Source organism: Bradyrhizobium genosp. SA-3 (assembly GCF_004212635.1).
In the GTDB taxonomy this organism is placed as follows: Bacteria; Pseudomonadota; Alphaproteobacteria; order Rhizobiales; family Xanthobacteraceae; genus Bradyrhizobium.
Genome location: NZ_PSRT01000079.1, coordinates 23,026 through 41,204, shown reverse-complemented (window position 1 = coordinate 41,204; position 18,179 = coordinate 23,026). Strand labels below are relative to the sequence as shown.

Annotated in this window: 15 protein-coding genes; 12 read left to right on the top strand and 3 right to left on the bottom strand. The window is 62.7% G+C overall.

The window, feature by feature from the left end; genetic code table 11:
* Positions 1-211: 211 nt before the first annotated feature.
* Both CWO91_RS25745 and mtnA read left to right on the top strand, forming a co-directional pair.
* Positions 212-1,087, top strand: coding sequence for an S-methyl-5'-thioadenosine phosphorylase (locus CWO91_RS25745; RefSeq protein WP_130217417.1), 876 nt, complete (start codon positions 212-214; stop codon positions 1,085-1,087).
* Between the two features lie 18 nt (positions 1,088-1,105).
* On the top strand, positions 1,106-2,212 hold the full coding sequence (mtnA, locus tag CWO91_RS25740; protein WP_130217415.1) for an S-methyl-5-thioribose-1-phosphate isomerase: 1,107 nt from the start codon (positions 1,106-1,108) through the stop codon (positions 2,210-2,212).
* Between the two features lie 145 nt (positions 2,213-2,357).
* On the opposite strand, the gene CWO91_RS25735 is transcribed toward mtnA, so the two are convergent.
* Positions 2,358-2,993, bottom strand: coding sequence for an HAD-IA family hydrolase (locus CWO91_RS25735; protein ID WP_165405703.1), 636 nt, complete (start codon positions 2,991-2,993; stop codon positions 2,358-2,360).
* A gap of 119 nt (positions 2,994-3,112) precedes the next feature.
* On the opposite strand from CWO91_RS25735, the gene CWO91_RS25730 reads away from it, so the two are divergent.
* A complete protein-coding gene (locus CWO91_RS25730) occupies positions 3,113-3,871 on the top strand; it encodes a S1 family peptidase (RefSeq protein ID WP_130217413.1) in 759 nt (252 codons plus the stop codon).
* A gap of 125 nt (positions 3,872-3,996) precedes the next feature.
* Positions 3,997-5,496: a flavin-containing monooxygenase gene (locus CWO91_RS25725; RefSeq protein WP_130217411.1), complete on the top strand. Its 1,500-nt coding sequence runs from the start codon at positions 3,997-3,999 to the stop codon at positions 5,494-5,496.
* A 261-nt stretch (positions 5,497-5,757) separates the two neighbouring features.
* On the opposite strand, the gene CWO91_RS25720 is transcribed toward CWO91_RS25725, so the two are convergent.
* Together CWO91_RS25720 and CWO91_RS25715 are read right to left on the bottom strand one after the other, a co-directional pair.
* The gene (locus CWO91_RS25720; RefSeq protein ID WP_165405702.1) at positions 5,758-6,684 is read right to left on the bottom strand and encodes a response regulator; all 927 of its coding nucleotides are present in this window, start codon (positions 6,682-6,684) and stop codon (positions 5,758-5,760) included.
* Complete coding sequence (locus CWO91_RS25715; RefSeq protein ID WP_130217410.1) at positions 6,668-10,039, bottom strand: hybrid sensor histidine kinase/response regulator; 3,372 nt, start codon at positions 10,037-10,039, stop codon at positions 6,668-6,670. The genes CWO91_RS25720 and CWO91_RS25715 overlap by 17 nt, the downstream gene beginning before the upstream one ends.
* 171 nt (positions 10,040-10,210) lie before the next feature.
* Between CWO91_RS25715 and urtA the strand changes: the two genes are divergently transcribed.
* The 8 genes from urtA to CWO91_RS25675 all read left to right on the top strand — a co-directional run bounded on the left by urtA (position 10,211) and on the right by CWO91_RS25675 (position 18,142).
* Positions 10,211-11,470, top strand: a complete 1,260-nt coding sequence (gene urtA, locus CWO91_RS25710) for an urea ABC transporter substrate-binding protein (protein WP_128930796.1) — start codon at positions 10,211-10,213, stop codon at positions 11,468-11,470.
* A 131-nt stretch (positions 11,471-11,601) separates the two neighbouring features.
* Positions 11,602-12,528, top strand: a complete 927-nt coding sequence (gene urtB / locus CWO91_RS25705) for an urea ABC transporter permease subunit UrtB (protein ID WP_091887114.1) — start codon at positions 11,602-11,604, stop codon at positions 12,526-12,528.
* Between the two features lie 17 nt (positions 12,529-12,545).
* Positions 12,546-13,688 (top strand): urea ABC transporter permease subunit UrtC, encoded by a 1,143-nt coding sequence (gene urtC / locus CWO91_RS25700; protein WP_165405701.1) that lies wholly within the window; start codon positions 12,546-12,548, stop codon positions 13,686-13,688.
* A 10-nt stretch (positions 13,689-13,698) separates the two neighbouring features.
* Positions 13,699-14,454, top strand: coding sequence for an urea ABC transporter ATP-binding protein UrtD (urtD, locus tag CWO91_RS25695; protein WP_130217409.1), 756 nt, complete (start codon positions 13,699-13,701; stop codon positions 14,452-14,454).
* Between the two features lie 205 nt (positions 14,455-14,659).
* Positions 14,660-15,349, top strand: coding sequence for an urea ABC transporter ATP-binding subunit UrtE (urtE, locus tag CWO91_RS25690; RefSeq protein ID WP_130217408.1), 690 nt, complete (start codon positions 14,660-14,662; stop codon positions 15,347-15,349).
* A 27-nt stretch (positions 15,350-15,376) separates the two neighbouring features.
* Positions 15,377-16,606 (top strand): formamidase, encoded by a 1,230-nt coding sequence (fmdA, locus tag CWO91_RS25685; RefSeq protein WP_128943390.1) that lies wholly within the window; start codon positions 15,377-15,379, stop codon positions 16,604-16,606.
* A 92-nt stretch (positions 16,607-16,698) separates the two neighbouring features.
* Positions 16,699-17,061 carry an FmdB family zinc ribbon protein gene (locus CWO91_RS25680; RefSeq protein ID WP_130217407.1) on the top strand — a complete coding sequence of 121 codons (363 nt, stop codon included), beginning with the start codon at positions 16,699-16,701 and terminating at the stop codon, positions 17,059-17,061.
* Positions 17,062-17,101: 40 nt separating this feature from the next.
* A complete protein-coding gene (locus CWO91_RS25675; protein WP_130217406.1) occupies positions 17,102-18,142 on the top strand; it encodes an aliphatic amidase in 1,041 nt (346 codons plus the stop codon).
* Positions 18,143-18,179: the final 37 nt, after the last annotated feature.

The window sequence follows — 18,179 nt, the reverse complement described above, 5'->3', positions numbered from 1 at the left end:
CCGCGTGATCTATCGGTTGCGAACGGTCGTTGTACCGAACGACGAGTCTTCGCCAAACTACTCCCTGGGGTTATGGGTCCCGGCCTTCGCCGGGACGACTTCGAGTGTGAGGCGCGCTCCTCACAGTCCCTCCCCCCACCCCCGTTCCAAAACCGCCGCAAAACTGGCATAGCTTCACCATGTCGCACAGCGCGGACGGGATGGAGCGGGCATGACGCAGGCGGTATTGGGCATCATCGGCGGCTCCGGCATCTATGATCTGCCGGGCCTGGAGGGTGCGCGCGAAGAGGTGATCGAGAGCCCCTGGGGCGAGCCGTCCGCGCCCGTGCGGCGCGGCACTATGGCGGGCCTGCCGGTCGTGTTCCTGCCGCGGCACGACAAGGGCCATCGGCTGTCGCCCTCCGACATCAACTACCGTGCCAATATCGACGTTTTGAAGCGGGCCGGCGTCACCGACCTGATCTCGCTGTCAGCCTGCGGCTCCTTTAGGGAGGAACTGCCGCCCGGCACCTTCGTTCTCATCGATCAGTTCGTCGATCGCACCCACAAGCGCGAGAGCTCGTTCTTCGGCCGAGGCTGCGTCGCGCATGTGTCGATGGCGCATCCGGTCTCGCCGCGGCTGCGTATTCACTTGGCTGCAGCCGCCGAGGCTGAGGGCATCGCAATCGCGCGTACCGGTACCTATGTCTGCATGGAAGGGCCGCAATTCTCGACCTATGCGGAAAGCATGACGTACAAAACGCTGGGCTACTCCGTGATCGGCATGACCAACATGCCCGAGGCCAAGCTCGCGCGCGAAGCGGAGATTTGTTACGCCACGGTCGCGATGGTGACGGATTTCGATTGCTGGCATCCCGACCATGATGCGGTCACAGTCCAGGACATCATCCGTGTGCTGAACTCGAATGCCGACAAGGCGAAAGCGCTTGTGGTGCGGCTGGCGAAGGATTTTCCGCGCGAGCACGAGCCGTGTCCGATCGGTTCGGATCGTACGCTCGACACCGCGCTGATCACGGCGCCCGAGGCGCGTGATCCCGAGCTTTTGAAGAAGCTCGATGCGGTGGCAGGGCGCATCCTGCGTGGTTGAGACGAAAGGCAGAATGCCATGAAGGTCGACGGCAAGCATTTTCGCAGCATCTGGCGCGAGCGTGACGGCTGGTCGGTCGGCGCGATCGACCAGCGCCGGCTGCCGCATGAGTTCGTCATTGCGAAGCTGACGTCATGCGAAGACGCGGCAGTCGCCATCCGCGACATGCTGGTGCGCGGCGCGCCGCTGATCGGCGCCACCGCGGCTTACGGCATGGCGCTCGCGATGCGCGAGGACGCCTCCGACGCCGGCCTGAAGCGTGCCTATGAGACGCTCGTCGTGGCGCGGCCGACCGCGATCAATCTGAAATGGGCGCTGGACGAGATGCGTGCGGCGCTGGCGCCGATCGATCCGGTCGAACGGGCGGAGGCGGCCTACGCGCGTGCCGACGAGATCGTCGAACAGGACGTCGAGATCAACCGCGGCATCGCCGGCAATGGCCTGAAGCTGATCGAGGCGATGGCAGCAAAGAAGCCCGGCGAGGTGGTCAATGTCCTGACTCATTGCAACGCCGGCTGGCTTGCGACGGTCGACTGGGGCACGGCGACGGCGCCGATCTATCTCGCGCATGAGCGCGGCATCAAGGTCCATGTCTGGGTCGACGAGACCCGTCCGCGCAACCAGGGCGCTTCGCTCACGGCCTGGGAGCTCGGCCATCATGGCGTGCCGCACACGGTGATCCCCGACAATACCGGCGGCCATCTGATGCAGCACGGCATGGTCGATCTCGCCATTGTCGGCACCGACCGCGTCGCCGCCAATGGCGATGTCTGCAACAAGATCGGCACCTATCTGAAGGCGCTCGCCGCGCATGATAATGGTGTGCCATTCTACGTTGCGCTGCCGTCGCCGACGATCGACTTCGCCGTTCATGATGGAATCCGCGACATCCCGATCGAGCAGCGCAGCGGCGTGGAGGTCGCCGACGTGACCGGTCGCACCGCCGACGGCCGGCTGGAGACGGTGCGTATCGTGCCGGAGGGTTCGCCCGTCGCGAACTATGCGTTCGATGTGACGCCGGCGCGGCTCGTGACCGGCCTCATCACCGAGCGCGGCGTGCTGAAGCCCGACCGCGCCTCGCTCGCGGCCGCCTTTCCCGAGCGGATCGCCTCCGCGGCGGAATAGTCAGTTCGCCAGGCGGGCTCGCTCAACACCGTCATTGCGAGCGAAGCGAAGCAATCCAGAATCCCTCCGCGGAGGCAGTCTGGATTGCTTCGCTGCGCTCGCAATGACGAGTTTGTTGAGGCGACGCGTCCCTGTTATGAGCAGCTTAACTCAGCTTCAGCCCCGTCGCGGCCTCGAGCTCCGCGATCGCCTGCGCCCCACTCGTCACCTTGATCGTGGTCATGCCCATCTCGCGCGCGGGTTTGAGGTTGACGCCGAGATCATCGAGATAGACGCAATTCTTCGCATCGACCTTCAGCGTCTCGACCATCAGCCGGTAGATGCGTGGATCCGGCTTGCGCAGGCCGATTTTGGCGGACTCGATGACGTGATCGAACAGCACCATCACCTCGGCGATGTAGAGGGAACGTCCCGTCATGCTGCCGATGGCGTTGGCCGGAAGGTTATTGGTGATGCAGCCGGTCTTGAATTGCGCCGTGATGCGCTTCAACGCCTCGACCATCTCAGGACGCAGATCGCCCTGGAGCAGCGGCAGCACGTCGCGGCCGCGCACCTCCGCGCCGAGCGCACGTGATTCCTCGGCGAACAAATGATCGAACGTGTCGATATCCACCTCGGCGCGTTCAAACTTGGCCCAGGCATTTTCCAGATGGTTGGCGGCGTTGGTGCGCCGGATGATGTCGATGGGCAGGCCGCGTTCGGTCTCGAACCGGGCGAACGCCTCGAACGGTGAGCTCGTCAACACGCCGCCAAAATCAAAGATCACAGCTTCGATCGTCAAGGTCCCGCCCTCGTCAATTCAGTGCCAAGATAGCTGACAAGACGGCTAGCACGCGCTATCGGCAAGGGCCAGCCTGAAGCAAACTCCGCCCCTGACGAACCTACTGCCAAGACGTTCCCATGAAAACAATTGCGACATTCATCACGTCCGCTCTGCTGCTCGCCACGCCTGCTCACGCGATCGTCGGCGGCGGCACGCCGCAGGCGGATGGTGTCGCGCGCGCCATTGTCACGATCGTCGGCTCGCGCGGCAATTTCTGCACCGGTAGCCTGATCGCACCAAAACTCGTGCTCACCGTCGCTCACTGCGTGCAGCCCGGCGCGGATTACAAGATCGTCGATCGCGGCGCCGACGGCCAGCCGCAATTGCTGAACGTCCGTTCTGTCGCGATCCATCCGAACTTCAACATGCAGGCGATGCAGGCGCATCGGGCGACCGCCGACGTGGCACTGTTGCAACTGGAAATTCCACCCAAGGGAAAATCGACGGTGCCAGTCGGTGCACCGAATATTCCGATCCGCGTCGGCAGCCGTTTTACCATCGCCGGCATCGGCGTCACAGTTCGCGGCGATGGCAAGAGCGGCGGCATCACGCGTGTCGCTGCGCTTATCGCCACCGGCCAGCCCGGGACGCTCCAGATCCGGCTGGTCGATCCCGTAACCAACGGTGTTCGCGACGGAATCGGCGCTTGTACCGGTGATTCCGGCGGCCCTGTGTTCGAGGACAAGCCGAATGGCGCCGTGCTCGTCGGCGTCGTCAGCTGGTCGACAGGGCCAAACGGCGCCGACGGTTGCGGCGGGTTGACCGGCGTCACGCCGCTCACGCTCTACCGCGATTGGATCTTGCAGACCGCACGGAGCTGGGGTGCGGCACTGTGATTTGACCGCGACCTGATCTATGTCATCTTGAAGCGGAAGCGCGATGGGCGACACTGCCTGTCGCGGAGGAAACGCGCCGTCCGATCAAGGCCGGCCACAAAAACAAAGCAAGGCAATAAGTAACAATGAATGTCGCTGTTCGCGGTCACACCGCCACCAAGCAAGCTTCCGAACATTTCGACGTACTGATCGTCGGCGCCGGCATCTCCGGCATCGGCAGCGCCTATCATATCGAAAAGCAGCTGCCGGGTACGAGCTACGTCATCCTCGAAACGCAGGCGACGTTCGGCGGCACCTGGAACACGCATCGCTATCCCGGCATCCGCTCGGACAGCGACCTCCACACCTTCGGCTACAGCTTCAAGCCCTGGGTCGGACCGCCGATCGCGACCGCCGAAGAGATCCTCGCTTACATGAACGAGGTGATCGAGGACAACGATCTCGCGAAGCACATTCGCTACAAGCACAAGATCAATTCCGCGAGCTGGTCGAGCGAGCAGAATCTCTGGACCATCGAGGCGGTGACGACCGATACCGGCGAGCCGAAAACCTTCACAGCCAACTTCCTCTGGATGTGCCAGGGCTATTACCGCCATTCGGAAGGTTACACGCCGGAATGGAAGGGGAGGAACCGTTTCAAGGGCCGCATCGTCCACCCGCAGACCTGGCCTGACGACATCGATCTCAAGGACAAGAAGGTGGTCGTGATCGGCTCGGGCGCGACCGCGGCAACACTTGTTCCGAACATCGCCGACGAGTGCGCGCATGTCACCATGCTCCAGCGTTCACCGACCTATTTCCGGCTCGGCCGCAACGCCATCGAGATCGCGGAGGAGCTGCGCCGGCTGCAGGTCGACGAGGAGTGGATCCACGAGATCGTGCGGCGCAAGATCCTGTTCGAGCAGGATGCGTTCACAAAGCTCTGCGTGTCCAAGCCCGAGCAGGTCAAGAAGGAGCTGATCGGCCAGATCAGCGCGGTCCTCGGTCCCGACTACGACGTCGAGACGCATTTCACGCCAAAGTACCGGCCGTGGCGGCAGCGCATCGCCTTCGTGCCGGATGCCGATCTGTTCAAGGGGATTGCAAGCGGCAAGGCCTCCGTCGTCACCGACGAGATCGAGTGCTTCGTCGAGAACGGCATCCAGCTCAAATCCGGCAAGCTGTTGGAGGCCGATATCATCGTCACCGCGACCGGTTTCAATCTCGCCGCCCTCGGCGACATCGCCTTCGAGATCGACGGCAAGCCGCTCGCCTTCGGCGACACCGTCACCTATCGCGGCATGATGTTCACGGGCGTGCCGAACATGGTCTGGGTGTTCGGCTATTTCCGCGCGAGCTGGACCCTGCGCGTCGATCTCGTCGCCGACTTCGTCTGCCGGCTGCTCGGCCATATGAAGGCCAAGGGCGCCAAGAAGGTCGAGGTGAGCTTGCGCCAAGACCACAACATGCCGATCCTGCCCTGGATCGATCCGGAAAACTTCAACCCCGGCTACATGATGCGTAACATGGACCTGTTGCCGAAGCGCGGCGACAAGCCGGAATGGCAGCACAGTCAGGATTACTGGACCGAGAAGGACGAGATTCCGAAGACGGATCTGGATGATGCCGCGTTTTTGTATGGGTGAGTCGTTAGTGCGCAGGTGAGGGACGACGGCGATCGCGCCCTAAACTCCGCCGTCGTCCCGGCCTAGTGCGCATTGCGCACGGGGGGCCGGGACCCATACCGCGGAATCTATCGATCGTGATTGGTGGTAGTCCCACAACAACAAATCTTCGCCAAACCACTCCCTGTGGTTATGGGTCCCGGCCCCCCGTGCGCAATGCGCACTAGGCCGGGACGACACTTTTTGCTAGATAGGCGGCGTCGCAACTCATCCGCGGTACGCTCACGAGTTCCGCCGCGTCGCATTTGTCGCAATCGCCGCCGCGGCCGTCCGGTTCTCCACGCCGAGTTTGGCGTAGATCTGCTCCAGATGCTTGTCGACCGTGCGCGGGCTCAATCCCAAAATCTGCGCGATGTCGCGGTTGGTCTTGCCCTTGCTGAGCCAGGCCAGCACCTCGCCTTCACGTGTGGTGAGGCCGAGCTCGCTGGTGAATTCGGGCGGCGGCGTGGTGCCGGACTCCTTGGATAGCCGCAGCAGGAACTCGTTCGGCGCGGTTTCGCCCATGTAATGGAACCGGAGTTGCGGATTGTCGGGCAAAGAGGCCGCCTGAGATTTCGAGCTGCCCTTGCTCCTGGCCTGCTCCAGCCATTGCAGCAGCGATGGCGGCAGGACGAAGTCGTCGGCCTGTGCGCCGTGATGGTCCGATAGCAGCTTCTGCGCCTGCGGCGTTGCCCAGAGCACGTTGCCCTGGCGATTGACCGCGAACAGGAAGCGGCCGGAGACGTCGAGTGCGGCGCGCGCGCTCTGGGTCAGGCGGGCATTGCCGAGATGCACGCGGATGCGCGCCAGCATCTCCTCGATCACGATCGGTTTTGTCACGTAATCGACGCCGCCGGCCTCGAGGCCCTGAACGATGTGCTCGGTTTCGACGAGCCCCGTCATGAAGATCACGGGCACATTGGCAAGGCCAGCATCGCGCTTGAGGCGGCGGCAGGTCTCGAATCCGTCGATGCCGGGCATCACGGCGTCGAGCAGCACGATGTCGGGCGTGATCTGGTCGACGATACGCATCGCGGCCGCGCCGTCGAGCGCCACCATCACCGTCATCCCGGCGCCATCGAGCGCATCGGTGAGCAGCCGCAGCGTTTCCGGGGAGTCATCGACAACGAGCGCGACATCGCGCTTCCTCGACTCAATGCTCATGCGCATGCAACGCCTTCAATGTGGCCATGTACTGGTCGAGATCGAAGCGGTCGACCAGCGACCGCATTTCCGCAACGAAGTCGGCATGCTCGGGATGCTCGCTGCCGATCTCGTCCAGCTTCAGCTGGATGCCCTTGACGTAGCCGATCTGGCCGAGACCGATCAGCGCCTCGATGTGCCGCACCGGCGGTTTTGATCCGCTCTCAGGCCGCCAGAACGGTGCCACGACCTCGTCCGAGCCGTATTGCCATTCGATCTTGAGGAGCTGGCGAATCGTCTCCAGCAGCCGCGGGATGTCGATCGGCTTCATCAGATAGCCATCGTGGAAGGGCTGCGCCAGCGGCGTGCCGTGGGCCTCCAACGCACTCGCCGACACCATCAGGATGCGCGCCTGGTGATGGCCGCTCGCGCGCAGGGCCTCGGCCACCGCCCAGCCGTCCATGGCCGGCATGGAGATGTCGAGCAGGAACAGATCAGGCCGGCAATGCTGCGCCAGCGCCAGGCACCCCGGGCCGTCGGGGGCACTGAGCAGGATGAAACCGAGCGGTGTCAGCACCTCGCGCAGGAGGTCGCGATGCACGGGGTCGTCGTCGGTGATGAGGATAGTCTTGCGCGCGCCGTGATAGCCCGAGACCGGCGCCTCCACCGGCGCGATACGCCGAGGATTGGTCACCTCCGACAGCAGGATCTTGACCTTGAACGTGCTACCGGCGCCGACCGTGCTCATGACCTTGATGTCGCCGCCCATGACGCCGGCGAGCAGCCGACTAATGGTGAGGCCTAGGCCAGTTCCGGTCTGCGGCTGCGAGACACCGAGCGCGCCGCGCTCGAAGGGCGCGAAGATGCGCTCGAGATCGTCGCTCTGGATGCCGGGACCGGTATCAATCACCTCGAACTCGGCGACGGGGCTGCGATAGTGCACGACAAACTGCACGCTGCCGGCCTGGGTGAACTTGATCGCATTGGAGAGCAAATTGATCAGCACCTGGCGCAGCCGCTTCTCGTCGGCATAGACGACGAGCGGAAGCGAGGCGGGCCTCCTGAACACGAAGTCGATGCCTTTGGCGGCGGCTTGAAGGCGGAACATGCCGACGAGCTGGTCGAGGAATTCGCTGAGGCGGACCTCGTCGCGCGACAAATACAGCCGCCCCGCCTCGATCTTGGAGATATCCAGGATGCCGTCGATCAGGCCGGAGAGGTGATCGGCACTGCGGCGGACGACGCGGACCTGGTCGCGCGGCTTGGTCGCGAGCGTTGCGTCCTGCTCCAGGAGCTGGGCGTAACCGCTGATGGCGTTCAGCGGCGAGCGCAGCTCGTGGCTCAGCCCGACGACATAGCGGCTCTTGGCAAGGTTGGCGGATTCGGCGACTTCCTTGGCGCGCTGGAGCTCGGCGTCGGTACGCTTGTGCGCGTCGATCTCCTGGATCAGCAGCGCGGTCTGCCGTTTCGTTTCAGCTTCCGCGGCCCGGCGGCTCTGCTGTGCCAGCACGAACAGCCAGGCGACGACGCCGATGATGATGCTGAGCGAGAAGAACACCTTCCAGAGCACGTTGGAGACGAGCATGTTCTCGCCATATACGGTCGCCGAGGTCTGGAGATAGATCAGCCCCAGCACCAGTGCGACCAGACCCGCGGAGACCACGAACACGCCGATATAATGGCCGAACTGCGAATTGATGCGCTGATAGATCGGCTGCGGCAAGATCCTGCTGAGCGCGTCGGAGAATTGCACCTGAGCGCGCGCGTGCGGCTTGCAGAGATCGTGGCAGCGGGCATCGAGCGAGCAGCACAGCGAGCAGATCGGGCCGGCGTAGGCCGGGCAGGAGGTGATGTCTTCCGGCTCGAAACTGTGCTCGCAGATACAGCACTGGATCGCCTCGATATTGGCCCAGCTCTTTTTGGGCTTGCGCGCGATGTAGTATTTTCCGTCGGTGAGCCAGGCGATGACGGGCGCGGTGACGAAGGCGACGGCCAATGCGACGAACGCGGCGAGCGCCTTCATGACAGGGCCGAACAGGCCATAGAATGCCGCGATCGAGACGATGGTCGCGATCGTCATGGCGCCGACGCCGACCGGGTTGATGTCGTAGAGATGGGCGCGCTTGAACTCCATCTGCGGCGGGCGCAGGCCGAGCGGCTTGTTGACGACGAGATCGGCGACCAGCGCGCCGACCCAGGCGATCGCAACGTTCGAGTAGAGCGCCAGCGTCTGCTCCAGCGCCTTGTAGACGCCAATCTCCATCAAGAGCAGCGCCACCATGACGTTGAACACCAGCCATACCACGCGGCCCGGATGGCTGTGCGTCAATCGCGAGAAGAAGTTCGACCAGGCAATCGAGCCGGCATAGGCATTGGTGACGTTGATCTTGATCTGCGACAGGATCACGAACGTGCCGGTGAGCGCCAGCGCCATGTCCGGCTGCGACAGCACGTATCGAAATGCTTCGAGATACATGTGCGCTGGCTCGGCTGCCAGCTCGCTGGAGAGGCCATGGCTCAACGTAAAGAAGGCGAGAAACGAGCCCAGCAGCAATTTCAGCGCGCCGAAGATGATCCAGCCGGGCCCCGCGATCAGCAGGGCGATCCACCATGAGGTGCGCGACGTGCGGCGGTCGCGCGGCAGAAACCGGAGGAAGTCGACCTGCTCGCCAATCTGCGCCACCAGTGAAAACACCACGGAGGATGCGACACCGAACAGCAACAGGTCGAAATGTCCGTTTGCGTCGCCATGCTCGCCGGCGAACTTGCGCCACTCCGTGAACGAATACGGATTGGCCCAGGCGATCGCGGCAAAGGGCAGGACGTGCAGGATGACCCAGATCGGCTGCGTCCAGAGCTGGAAACGACTGATCAGGGTGATGCCGTAGGTGACGAGCGGGATGATCGCGACCGCGCTGATGAGGTAGCCGATCGGGCGCGGAATGCCGAAGCACATCTCGAGCGCGGTGGCCAGGATCACCGCTTCGATGGCGAAGAAGATGAAGGTGAAAGAGGCGTAGATCAGCGAGGTGATGGTCGAGCCGATATAGCCGAAGCCGGCGCCGCGTGTGAGCAGGTCAATGTCGATGCCGCATTTGGCCGCGTAATAGGCAATCGGCACGCCGCAGAAGAAGATGATGGCGGAGACGACGAGGATCGCGGCGCTGGCGTTGGTGACGCCGTAGTTCAGCGTGATGGTGCCGCCGATCGCTTCCAGCGCCAGAAAGGAGATCGCGCCGAGCGCCGTGTTGGCGACGCGAGCGGCGGACCAGCGGCGGGCGCTCTTCGCAGTGAAGCGCAGCGCATAGTCTTCCAGCGTCTGGTTGGCGACCCATTGGTTGTACTGGCGCCTGACGCGGTCTATTCGCTGCCGCCCTGCCACGCTTTACCCCACTCCCGATACGGACCCGGAGCCCCTCGCAATTTCCGTACCAAAAGCCTACGTCGGCATTTTGCGGTGCAGTATACGCGATCTTGCGTATGCTTGAGCTGCACAAATTCGAGCCATCCTCACCGGCACCAACGCGTGTCATCGAACAAAAGTGGGGTGCTCATGTCAGACGAAGCAAACAAGGGCTTGTTGTCGCCGCTCCGGCGTAAACTGTTGATGGGAATGGCGGCCGTGCCTGTTATCACGATGCTGCCACGGGCATCGTTTGCGCAGGCTCCGGCGACCTCGGCGGTCAACACCACAGGCCTCGCGGTCACCGACACCGAGGTGACGGTCGGCATCCTGCACTCGGCGACCGGCACCATGGCCATCTCCGAGACCGGCTCGATCGAAGCCGAGAAGCTCGCCATCGAGCAGATCAATGCCGCCGGCGGCGTGCTCGGGCGCAAGATCAAGTTCATCCAGGAGGACGGCGCCTCGGACTGGCCGACCTTCGCCGAAAAGGCCAAGAAGCTGCTGGTCAACGACAAGGTCGCGGCGATCATGGGCTGCTGGACCTCGGCCTCGCGCAAGGCGGTGTTGCCGGTCGTCGAGCAGTATAACGGCATGCTCTACTACCCGACCTTCTACGAGGGCCTCGAGCAGTCCAAGAATGTCATCTACACCGGCCAGGAGGCGACCCAGCAGATTCTCGCCGGCCTGAACTGGATCGCCAAGGAGAAGGGCGCGAAGTCGTTCTTCTTCATCGGCTCCGACTACATCTGGCCGCGCACCTCGAACAAGATCGCGCGCAAGCATGTCGAGAACGTGCTAAAGGGCAAGGTCGTCGGCGAAGAGTACTATGCGCTCGGCAGCACCCAGTTCAACTCGGTCATCAACAAGATCAAGCTGACCAAGCCCGACGTGATCTTCACCGACGTTGTCGGCGGCTCGAACGTCGCGTTCTACAAGCAGCTCAAGGCCGCCGGCATCGATCTCGCCAAGCAGCCGCTGCTCACGATCTCGGTGACCGAGGACGAGATCGACGGCATCGGTGGCGAGAACATTGCGGGCGCCTATGCTTGCATGAAGTACTTCCAGTCGCTCGACAATCCGAACAACAAGGCGTTCGTGCCGGCGTTCAAGAAGGCGTGGGGCGAGAAGACCGTGATCGGAGACGTCACCCAGGCTGCCTATCTCGGCCCGTGGCTGTGGAAGCTGACGGTCGAGAAGGCCGGCTCCTTCGACGTCGACAAGATTGCGGCGGCCTCGCCCGGCGTCGAGTTCAAGGGCGCGCCGGAAGGCTATGTGCGCATCCACGAAAACCATCACCTCTGGTCGAAGACCCGGGTGGGACGCGCCAAGCTCGATGGCCAGTTCGAGCTGATCTACGAGACCGCCGATCTCGTCGAGCCGGATCCGTTCCCGAAGGGCTACCAGTAAGAGCCGCGGCGTCGCTCGCGCTCCCCTCTAGATCAAGCCTCTCCCTGGCGTGGATCGCAAGTCCATGCCCAAGACCCCCGCGTCGCGAATCTGCTCGCGACGCGGGACCCTTTCCCCGACGGAGGACATCGATGTTCGGCGACTACTCGCTTGGTGACCTTGGCTCCATCTTCGTCATGCAGGGCTTTGCGGGACTGATCCTGTTCTCGGTCTACGTCCTGATGGCTTTGGGACTGGCGATCATCTTCGGCCAGATGGGCGTCATCAACATGGCCCACGGCGAGTTCATGATCTTGGGGGCCTACGTCACCTGGATGACCTCAAGCTTCTTCCAGGCCTATTTGCCAAGCCTGTTCAGCGGCTACTTCTTCCTCGCGATGATCCTGGCTTTTGTCGCGTCCGGTGCGCTGGGAATGCTGGTGGAATGGGTTCTGATCCGGCATCTCTACAAGCGTCCGCTCGATACATTGCTCGCGACCTGGGGCCTCAGCCTGATGCTGCAGCAGGCCTATCGCTCCGTGTTCGGCGCCCGCGAGGTCGGCGTCGAGCTGCCGCAATGGATGCTCGGGTCGCTGCACGTGACTGATAGCATCGAGGTGCCGATCAACGGCGTCTTTGTGATGTGTCTCACCGTGCTGATCACCATCGCTGTGGCCTACGTTCTCTATATGTCGCGCTGGGGCCGCCAGGTCCGTGCCGTGGTGCAGAACCGCATCATGGCCGGCGCGGTCGGCATCAACACCGAGAAGGTCGACCGCTACACGTTCGGGCTTGGTTGCGGCATTGCTGGTGTCGCCGGCAGCGCCTTCACAATGATCGGCTCGACCGGGCCGACGTCGGGCCAGCTCTACATCGTGGACACCTTCCTCGTCGTCGTGTTCGGCGGCGCCGCCAGCCTGCTCGGCACCATCGCCTCGGCCTTCTCGATCTCGCAGACGCAATCGACGCTCGAATTCTTCATGTCGGGATCGATGGCCAAGGTGCTCACGCTGCTTGCTGTCGTCGGCATCCTGATGCTGCGACCGCAGGGTCTCTTCGCCCTCAAAGTCCGCAAGTAACGAGAAGCAGGCAAGTCATGATCATCAACTCACGCTTCTTCAATCGATCCGAACTCATGGGCTTCATCGTTCTGGCCGCAATGCTGTTCGTGATCCTGCCGCTCTCGCTGGACGTGTTCCGCCTCAATCTGGTCGCGAAATACCTGACCTACGCCTTCGTCGCGCTCGGCCTCGTGCTGTGCTGGGGCTATGGCGGCATCTTAAGCCTGGGACAGGGCGTGTTCTTCGGCCTCGGCGGCTATTGCATGGCGATGTTCCTCAAGCTCGAGGCGTCCAGCGTCGAGAACACGAAAATCCAGTCGACGCCTGGCATCCCTGACTTCATGGACTGGAATCAGATCACGTCACTGCCGCTGTTCTGGCAGCCATTTCACAGCCTCACCTTCACCATCCTCGCCATCATCCTGGTCCCCGGTCTCTTCGCTCTGATCATCGGCACCGCCATGTTCAAGCGTCGCGTCGGCGGCACCTATTTCGCGATCATCACCCAGGCCGTCGCCGCCATCCTGACCATCCTGATCGTCGGGCAGCAGGGTTATACGGGCGGCATCAACGGCATGACCGATCTGCGCACACTCAAGGGCTGGGACATCCGGCCCGACCACGCCAAGATCATCCTGTACTTCGTCGAGGTGGTGCTGCTGTTCGCCTGCATCGGCATCGCGCAGTTCATCCGCCTGACCAAGCTCGGCCGCATCCTGGTCGCGATGCGCGAGCAGGAGGACCGCGTCCGCTTCTCCGGCTACAGCGTCGCCAACTTCAAGATCTTTGCCTTCTGCATGGCCGCGGTCTTCGCCGCGATCGGCGGCGCCATGTTCGCGCTCAATGTCGGTTTCATGTCGCCTTCTTTTGTCGGCATCGTGCCGTCGATCGAGATGGTGATCTACACCGCGGTCGGCGGGCGGATGTCGATCTTCGGCGCGATATGGGGGGCGATCCTGGTGAATTTCGCCAAGACCAGCCTGTCGGAATCCTTCCCGCAACTCTGGCTGTTCGGCCTCGGTGCGTTGTTCATCGCCGTCGTGCTCGCCTTCCCGAACGGTCTGTCCGGGCTCTGGGCCGACTACGTGCAGCCGCGCCTCGATCGGCTGTTCGTCTCGCGCAAGTCGAAGTCGGGCTGGAACGACAACTCGGTCGCCGACGGCGCACCGGCAGAGTGAGGAGGCCATCATGCTCGTGGGACATCAGCCCAAAGAATTCCTGCTCGCGGTCTCCGGATTGACCGTCTCGTTCGACGGGTTCAAGGCGGTCAATGATCTCTCCTTCTACGTCGAGGAGAACGAGATCCGCGTCATCATCGGTCCCAACGGCGCCGGCAAGACCACGGTGCTCGATCTGATCTGCGGCAAGACCAAGGCGACCTCGGGCTCGATTCAGTTTCGTGGCAAGGAGCTCACGAAGATGAAGGAAAACGAGATCGTGCAGACCGGCGTCGGCCGCAAATTCCAGACGCCGTCGGTGTTCGAGGATCTCACCGTCTTTGAGAATCTCGAGATCTCGTTTCCACGCGGTCGCACGGTGTTCGGCTCGCTGACCTTTCAGCGTGACCAGCCGGTCAAGGACCGGGTCGAGGAGGTCGCGGAGATGATCTTCCTCAAGGACAAGCTCGACACCTATGCCGACGAGCTCAGCCATGGCCAGAAGCAATGGCTCGAGATCGGCATGCTGCTGATCCAGGACCCTGACCTCCTGATGCTGGACGAACCCGTCGCCGGCATGAGCGTATCCGAGCGCGCCAAGACTGCCGAGCTGCTCAACCGCATCATCAAGAACCGCTCGGTGCTGGTGATCGAGCACGACATGAAGTTCGTCGAGGACATCGCGCACAAGGTCACCGTGCTGCACCAGGGCCAGATCCTCTCGGAGGGCACCATGGAGAAGGTGAAGAACGATCCCAAGGTCGTCGAAGTCTATCTGGGGCACTGAGATGACGAAAGCTATCGCCATGGCGGAGGTCCACCTCTCCCGGAGGGAGAGGTCGAATTGCGCTTTGCGATGCGCAGCATCGTCAAGAGCAATTCGGGTGAGGGGCTTCGCTCTCTCGTGGGGCCTGCACCCCCTCACCCGGCGCTACGCGCCGACCTCTCCCCGGTGGGGAGAGGTGAAGAAGCCCCGAGTCTAGGAGCTAACGATGCTGGCTATTTCAGATCTTCACGTCGCCTACGGCCAGAGCGAGGTGCTGCATGGGCTCAACGTCAAGGTCGCGCCCAACGAGATCGTGGCAATCATGGGCCGCAACGGCATGGGCAAGACCACGCTGATGAAGTCGCTGATGGGCATCTTGCCGGCGAAAAGCGGCTCGGTGACCATGGACGGTGCCGAGCTCGGTAGCCTCAAGAGCTACGAGCGCGTCGCCAAGGGCCTCGCCTATGTGCCGCAGGGCCGCATGATCTTCTCCACCATGACGGTGAAGGAGAACATCGAGACCGGGCTCGTCGTCTCCGGCGGCGCGGAGGTGCCCGGCGACATCTATGAACTCTTTCCGGTGCTTCTGGAGATGAAAGGCCGCCGCGGCGGCAATCTCTCCGGCGGCCAGCAGCAGCAGCTCGCGATCGCCCGCGCGCTCGCGACCAAGCCGAAGGTGCTGCTGCTGGATGAGCCCACCGAAGGCATCCAGCCGTCGATCATCAAGGACATGGCACGCACCCTCAAGCGGATCCGCGACGAGAAGGGGCTCTCGATCGTCGTGTCCGAGCAGGTCCTGAGCTTCGCGCTCGATATCGCCGACCGCGTGCTGGTGATCGAGAACGGCGAGATCGTTCGCGACGACCCGCGCGAGGCCGTCGATGCCGCGCAGGTCTCGAAATATCTGTCTGTCTAACCAACCGTGTAAAAGGGGAGCATCTCGATGCCAGAGACACTGATCAAGGTCGATCTCACCAAGTCGGCCTATGAAAACGATATGGTGCACAACCGCTGGCACCCCGACATCCCGATCGTGGCCTGGGTCAATCCCGGCGACGATTTCATCATCGAGACCTATGACTGGACCGGCGGCTTCATCAAGAACAACGATTCCGCGGACGACGTGCGCGACATCGATCTGTCGATCGTGCACTTCCTCTCCGGTCCGATCGGCGTCAAAGGCGCCGAACCCGGCGATCTCCTGGTCGTCGACCTGCTCGATGTCGGTCCGCTCAAGGAGAGCATGTGGGGCTTCAACGGCTTCTTCTCCAAGCAGAATGGCGGCGGCTTCCTCACCGACCATTTTCCGCTGGCGCAGAAGTCGATCTGGGACATCAAGGGCCTCTACACCTCGTCGCGCCATGTGCCCGGTGTGAATTTCGCAGGTCTGATCCATCCCGGCCTGATCGGCTGTCTGCCCGATCCGAAGATGCTGGATATGTGGAACAAGCGCGAGGCCGAGCTGATCTCGACCAACCCGACCCGAGTGCCGGGCCTTGCCAATCCGCCATTCGCGCCGACCGCTCATGGCGGCCGCGCCAAGGGCGACGTGAAGGCCAAGATCGGTGCCGAAGGCGCGCGCACGGTGCCGCCGCGCGAGCACGGCGGCAATTGCGACATCAAGGATCTCTCGCGCGGCTCGAAGATCTACTTCCCGGTCTACGTGCCCGGCGCCGGTCTCTCGATGGGCGATCTGCATTTCAGCCAGGGTGACGGCGAAATCACCTTCTGCGGCGCCATCGAGATGGCCGGCTGGCTGCATTTGAAGGTTGAGGTGATCAAGGACGGCATGGCGAAATACGGCATCAAGAACCCGATCTTCAAGCCGTCGCCGATCACGCCGAACTACAAGGACTATCTGATCTTCGAGGGCATCTCGGTCGATGAAGCCGGCAAGCAGCATTATCTCGATGTCCACATCGCCTATCGCCAGGCCTGCCTCAACGCGATCGAGTACCTGAAGAAGTTCGGCTATTCCGGCGCGCAGGCCTACTCGATCCTCGGCACCGCGCCGTGCCAGGGCCACATCTCCGGCGTGGTCGACGTGCCCAACGCCTGCGCCACGCTGTGGCTGCCGACGGAGATCTTCGACTTCGACGTGATGCCGTCGGCTGCAGGTCCCATCAAGCATATCACAGGCGATATCCAGATGCCGATATCGCCGGATAAGTAGTCCCTGCGCGACGAGATGCGGGACGGCGCGGCTTTGCCGCCCCGCATCCGCCGCCGGAGTTCTCTTACAGGCAACAGCGTGGGGATGATGCAATGCCGGTCTATGAATATCTCTGTGACGATTGCGGTCCGTTCAAGGACCTCAGGCCGATGGCGGAATGCGACGATCCGCAAAACTGTCCGCATTGCGAGGCGCCGGCGCCGCGCGTGATCCTGACCGCGCCGAATTTCTTCTGCATGCCGGCGGAGAAGCGCAAGGCGCATGTCGTCAACGAGCGCAGCGCGCATGCGCCGCAGACGCTGGCGCAATACAAGGCTGCGCACGGTCCCGGCTGCGGCTGCTGCTCCACGGGCAAGACCACGTCAGACAAGAAAAAGCCCGCGCGTCTGATGACCAAGACGAAGAGCGGCGCCAAGGGCTTTCCCACCGCACGGCCCTGGATGATCAGCCACTAACTCACGCGCCAATCTCAAACAGGGTAAAGGAGCAATTCAAATGCTTCACGGTGACATTTCCAGCAGCAACGACACCGTCGGCGTTGCAGTCGTCAACTACAAGATGCCCCGCCTGCACACCAAGGCCGAGGTGCTCGACAATGCCCGCAAGATCGCCGACATGATCGTCGGCATGAAGCTCGGTCTGCCCGGCATGGACCTCGTGATCTTCCCCGAATACTCCACCCAGGGCATCATGTACGACTCCAAGGAGATGTACGAGACTGCCTCCGTGGTACCCGGTGAAGAAACCGCGATCTTCGCCGCGGCCTGCCGCAAGGCCAGGGTGTGGGGCGTGTTCTCACTGACCGGCGAGCGCCACGAGGAGCATCCGCACAAGGCGCCCTACAACACCTTGATCCTGATGAACGACGAGGGCGAGATCGTGCAGAAATATCGCAAGATCATGCCGTGGGTGCCGATCGAGGGCTGGTATCCCGGCAATTGCACCTATGTCTCCGACGGACCTAAGGGCCTGAAGGTCAGCCTGATCATCTGCGATGACGGCAACTATCCGGAGATCTGGCGCGACTGCGCCATGAAGGGCGCCGAACTGATCGTGCGTTGCCAGGGCTACATGTATCCGGCCAAGGAGCAGCAGGTCATGATCTCCAAGGCGATGGCCTGGGCCAACAATGTCTATGTCGCGGTCGCCAACGCGGCCGGCTTCGACGGCGTCTATTCCTATTTTGGTCACTCCGCGATCATCGGCTTCGACGGGCGTACACTCGGCGAGTGCGGCGAGGAGGAGTACGGCATCCAGTATGCCCAGCTCTCGAAACATCTGATCCGCGATGCACGCCGCAACGGTCAATCGCAGAACCACCTCTATAAGCTGGTCCACCGCGGCTACACCGGCATGATCAATTCCGGTGACAGCCCGCGCGGCGTCGCGGCCTGCCCCTATGATTTCTACAAGAACTGGATCGCCGATCCCGAAGGCACGCGCGACATGGTCGAGGCGATGACACGCTCGACGCCGGGGACCGAGGAGTGCCCGATCGACGGCATCCCGAATGAAGCTGCGGCGTCCAACTACTAGCCATTGGCGGCAGAACAGGTGAGCGGAGATTGATGCC

What these genes read in the sequence shown, in the direction of transcription:
- CWO91_RS25745 (WP_130217417.1), top strand. Translation starts at nt 212, where the DNA reads ATGACGCAGGCGGTATTGGGCATCATCGGCGGCTCCGGCATCTATGAT.
- mtnA (WP_130217415.1), top strand. Translation starts at nt 1,106, where the DNA reads ATGAAGGTCGACGGCAAGCATTTTCGCAGCATCTGGCGCGAGCGTGAC.
- CWO91_RS25730 (WP_130217413.1), top strand. Translation starts at nt 3,113, where the DNA reads ATGAAAACAATTGCGACATTCATCACGTCCGCTCTGCTGCTCGCCACG.
- CWO91_RS25725 (WP_130217411.1), top strand. Translation starts at nt 3,997, where the DNA reads ATGAATGTCGCTGTTCGCGGTCACACCGCCACCAAGCAAGCTTCCGAA.
- CWO91_RS25720 (WP_165405702.1), bottom strand. Translation starts at nt 6,684, where the DNA reads ATGCGCATGAGCATTGAGTCGAGGAAGCGCGATGTCGCGCTCGTTGTC.
- urtA (WP_128930796.1), top strand. Translation starts at nt 10,211, where the DNA reads ATGTCAGACGAAGCAAACAAGGGCTTGTTGTCGCCGCTCCGGCGTAAA.
- urtB (WP_091887114.1), top strand. Translation starts at nt 11,602, where the DNA reads ATGTTCGGCGACTACTCGCTTGGTGACCTTGGCTCCATCTTCGTCATG.
- urtC (WP_165405701.1), top strand. Translation starts at nt 12,546, where the DNA reads ATGATCATCAACTCACGCTTCTTCAATCGATCCGAACTCATGGGCTTC.
- urtD (WP_130217409.1), top strand. Translation starts at nt 13,699, where the DNA reads ATGCTCGTGGGACATCAGCCCAAAGAATTCCTGCTCGCGGTCTCCGGA.
- urtE (WP_130217408.1), top strand. Translation starts at nt 14,660, where the DNA reads ATGCTGGCTATTTCAGATCTTCACGTCGCCTACGGCCAGAGCGAGGTG.
- fmdA (WP_128943390.1), top strand. Translation starts at nt 15,377, where the DNA reads ATGCCAGAGACACTGATCAAGGTCGATCTCACCAAGTCGGCCTATGAA.
- CWO91_RS25680 (WP_130217407.1), top strand. Translation starts at nt 16,699, where the DNA reads ATGCCGGTCTATGAATATCTCTGTGACGATTGCGGTCCGTTCAAGGAC.
- CWO91_RS25675 (WP_130217406.1), top strand. Translation starts at nt 17,102, where the DNA reads ATGCTTCACGGTGACATTTCCAGCAGCAACGACACCGTCGGCGTTGCA.